This is a genomic window from Vibrio genomosp. F10 str. 9ZD137, assembly GCF_049974785.1.
Lineage (GTDB): Bacteria > Pseudomonadota > Gammaproteobacteria > Enterobacterales > Vibrionaceae > Vibrio.
In genome coordinates this window covers 1-3,262 of record NZ_JBNGCJ010000668.1, presented here as the reverse complement: position 1 = coordinate 3,262, position 3,262 = coordinate 1, and the positions used below count along the sequence as shown (strand labels likewise).

Sequence of the window (3,262 nt, the reverse complement as noted above, 5' to 3'; positions counted from 1 at the left end):
CAGCGTGACGTAGGCGGCGGCTCGCACCTTTACCTAGTTCAGTACGTACTACTGCTTCAAATTTCATAGTTTTACTCTCAATTAGTAAACATTAAATATCACAACACAATGCGACCTTGTGATGCGCTTACATTCAACCGTAACCGAAGTTACTTTCAAACGAGCGCGGATACTATCATTCTCTTTGTTTTCGAGCAAGAGCCTACCTTGATTTTAAGGCGTTAACTTAGCGTAATTTCAGCGTTTGATTAGATATCGTTCAGTTGAAGCTTCATAAGCCTTGGTATAGAGTTTCGATATCATATTCCAATGTATTTTATCTGTGCCTCAGGCTGGTTACTGAGACCAAGTTACGGATGTGAAATATTCAATGTTAAGGCTGCTTTCAAGCCTCCCATGGCGCTTTTCGACAAGGTGACGTTTCCTCGGTAACTGTGGGCCATTTCGCTTACTATATTAAGCCCAAGACCTGTGCCTGGTGTTGTTTCATCGAGCCTCACCCCACGTTTGGTAACAAGATCAAGTTTTTCTTCAGGGATCCCAGGCCCATCATCTTCGATGATAAGAGTGACATGGTTACGATCAACGCTTTGGGAGTGAACTCTGATAATGCTACCCGCCCATTTGTACCCATTTTCAAGAAGGTTCCCGATCATTTCATCGAGATCGGCGGTTTCTACTGAAACTTCAATCTCGGAATCAAGTTCATTGATGAGTGTTATGTCTCTGTGGGTATACACTTTATCAAAGGCCATTGAAATTGCGTCAACACGCTCGCTTGGGTTTGATTTGACCGACAGAATATTCATAGAACCAGCCATTCGAGCGCGGCCTAAATGGTATTCAATATGATTTTGAATCTGATGGATCGGTTGTGAGAATTTTTCGGCATCTTTTTTGGGTAGTGTTTCAACTTCATTCTTGAGCACAGACAAAGGCGTTTTAAGCGCATGAGACAAATTACCAGCGTGATTGCGCGCCCGTTCAAGTAATTCCTGATAGTGAAACAGTAAGGCGTTCAAATCTGACACAAGTGGGGACACTTCTTTCGGATAATTGTCCCCTAAAGATTGTTGTTCACCGTTTCGAAGTAACACTAATTCTCGTTGCATCCTATTTAATGGCAATAGTGACCAACTGACTTGAATCCCGATCAACAGCAAGATACCCACAAAGAGCAATGACAAAATCAACCAGATTTCCCTTGTGATTTGTTGGACTGTTGATACTAGAGGCGCTTCATCAACACCGATGGTGATGGTTACGGGTACACTGAGATCGGGCAAATACACAGAGCGAGCAATATAGATGAGTTTTTCATTCTTTGCGCCAGTCACCGTGAGACCTAATGGCTTCTTTTTGAATGAGAGGCTTTTGTCCCAAAGGGAGCGAGAACGCAATGTCTTATCGGTTGTTTTGGCTGTCCAGTATAGACCACTATATGGCTGATAAAACCGAGGATCTGAAAGTCTGCTCAGCATCACTAAATTGCCATTGGTATCGGTTTCAATGTTGGCGGTGAGTTCATCCATAGCAAGGCTGAGTTGCTGCTTTATATCATCAGTAAGGTAGTCTTTAACGAGCTTAGGAATGCCAAGGCCTGCGGCCAAAATCATCGCGCCAAGCCAAAAAGCCGCGGCGAGAAGCAAACGGCTCTTAAGGCTGATGTTCTTAAGGTTTTTCTTGGATGGAGAGGCTAGCTTAGGCACGATACGCTCTTAATGTCATTGATGATAAAGAGGTGGTTAACCGATGTGGGCATATTAACATCATTACTCACAATTCAGTTGGTAGCCTAATCCACGCACTGTTTTTATGATCTTAGGGGCAATCTTTTTACGAATTCGTCCAATAAAGACTTCAACGGTATTTGAGTCACGGTCAAAATCTTGTTTATAAATATGCTCCACCAATTCAGTTCGTGAAATCACCTTATCTGCGTTATGCATAAAATAGGCAACGACTTTATATTCTAGGGCAGTCAGGCTGACGGCTTGTCCTTGCCAAAGCACTTTTGAACTGCGAGTGTCTAAGCTTAGGTCGCCAATTTGTTGAATAGGCGACGCATTGCCTGATGCTCGACGCAGTTGTGCACGAATGCGAGCAATTAACTCAACCATTTCAAAGGGCTTGGTTAAGTAGTCGTCAGCACCGGCGTTTAATCCTTCTACCCGCTGGCTCAAGGTGTCTCGTGCGCTTAAGATAACAACTGGCGTATTGATGTTTTCATCTCGGATGCCTTTTAAAACCGTTAAACCATCAAGTTTTGGCAGGCCAAGATCGAGAACAATGGCATCCCACGGCTCAGATGTTGCTCGGTATAATGCGTCAATGCCGTCTTGAGAAAGCTCTGGCACCCAATCTGCTGATTCAAGTGTTTCAATAATTTGTTCGCCAAGACGAGGGTCGTCTTCAACCACTAAGATTTTCATAGGTCACCACGTTGTGTTTATGTCGTTTTTATTTCTTGATCACATCTTGCAGATTGCGGCCCTTTATCTCTAACATTTCTAGAGTGGTGGCGTTGTATTCTACTTTGATTACGTTGTCATTATGAACCAACTTTAACTCGTAGATCCATTCATCGTCGTCTTCTTCTAATTCAACTTTGATGACGCGACCGTGCAGTTGTGATTCAATGGCATCGTAAAGGTCAGAAAAAGGCAGTATCAAGCCCTCTTTTACTGCTGTATACACTTCATCTTGGTCTTCATCGAACTCGATACGAGCACCTTCTTTGTACTCATCTTGAACGAGGTCATGACCATTTGTGTTGGAGTCTGACATCGCGACATTGGGTAATAAAAGCGCGCAAAACAAAGACACGCTAGCAATGGTTGTTTTACTAAGCATAACTGATCCAAAGTTGGGGCGACCTTCATTATCTTAAAACAATGAACATGAATAGAAGGTGAATTTGCCAACCTTAACGGTTTTGAAGCTCGTCATCGAATATTTTGTCTCTCATTTTCCAAAATCGGCCAGATTTACGTGCGATCACAAATTGAGGCAACCGAAATCGGTGTTGATTAGCAGCGACTTTGGTTGGAGACGCCGCGTCAAATGCGCGATGTTTGTCAGCTAAGTGCGGACGAACAAACTGATCTTTAAAGGCTTGTTTCTGTTTTTTTGTGGTGAGGGACCAAAACTCATGGACCTGGGCTTGGTTCTCGCCACGATAAGTGACTTTCAACTGAGACTTACCGTGACTGTCTTTAAAAACCGCGATATCCATTTCTAAGCACTAGATCGGAAGAGCGGT

The 3,262-nt window shown here is 43.4% G+C and carries 3 protein-coding genes and 2 pseudogenes; all 5 read right to left on the bottom strand.

Features of this window, described 5'->3' with window-relative positions; translation table 11 throughout:
- A pseudogene (locus tag ACP45E_RS16140) lies at window positions 1–67 on the bottom strand (50S ribosomal protein L25); the annotation flags it as partial.
- Between the two features lie 283 nt (window positions 68–350).
- Window positions 351–1,709 carry an ATP-binding protein gene (locus ACP45E_RS16135; RefSeq protein WP_017038895.1) on the bottom strand — a complete coding sequence of 453 codons (1,359 nt, stop codon included), beginning with the start codon at window positions 1,707–1,709 and terminating at the stop codon, window positions 351–353.
- A gap of 63 nt (window positions 1,710–1,772) precedes the next feature.
- A complete protein-coding gene (locus ACP45E_RS16130; RefSeq protein ID WP_017035300.1) occupies window positions 1,773–2,432 on the bottom strand; it encodes a response regulator transcription factor in 660 nt (219 codons plus the stop codon).
- A 28-nt stretch (window positions 2,433–2,460) separates the two neighbouring features.
- Window positions 2,461–2,853 (bottom strand): PepSY domain-containing protein, encoded by a 393-nt coding sequence (locus tag ACP45E_RS16125; protein WP_017038896.1) that lies wholly within the window; start codon window positions 2,851–2,853, stop codon window positions 2,461–2,463.
- 73 nt (window positions 2,854–2,926) lie between these two features.
- A pseudogene (locus ACP45E_RS16120) lies at window positions 2,927–3,244 on the bottom strand (ATP-dependent helicase); the annotation flags it as partial.
- Between the last annotated feature and the right edge of the window lie 18 nt (window positions 3,245–3,262).

Excerpts from the sequence above, each read along its gene's own strand:
- ACP45E_RS16130 (WP_017035300.1), bottom strand. The coding sequence starts at position 2,432 with ATGAAAATCTTAGTGGTTGAAGACGACCCTCGTCTTGGCGAACAAATT.
- ACP45E_RS16125 (WP_017038896.1), bottom strand. The coding sequence starts at position 2,853 with ATGCTTAGTAAAACAACCATTGCTAGCGTGTCTTTGTTTTGCGCGCTT.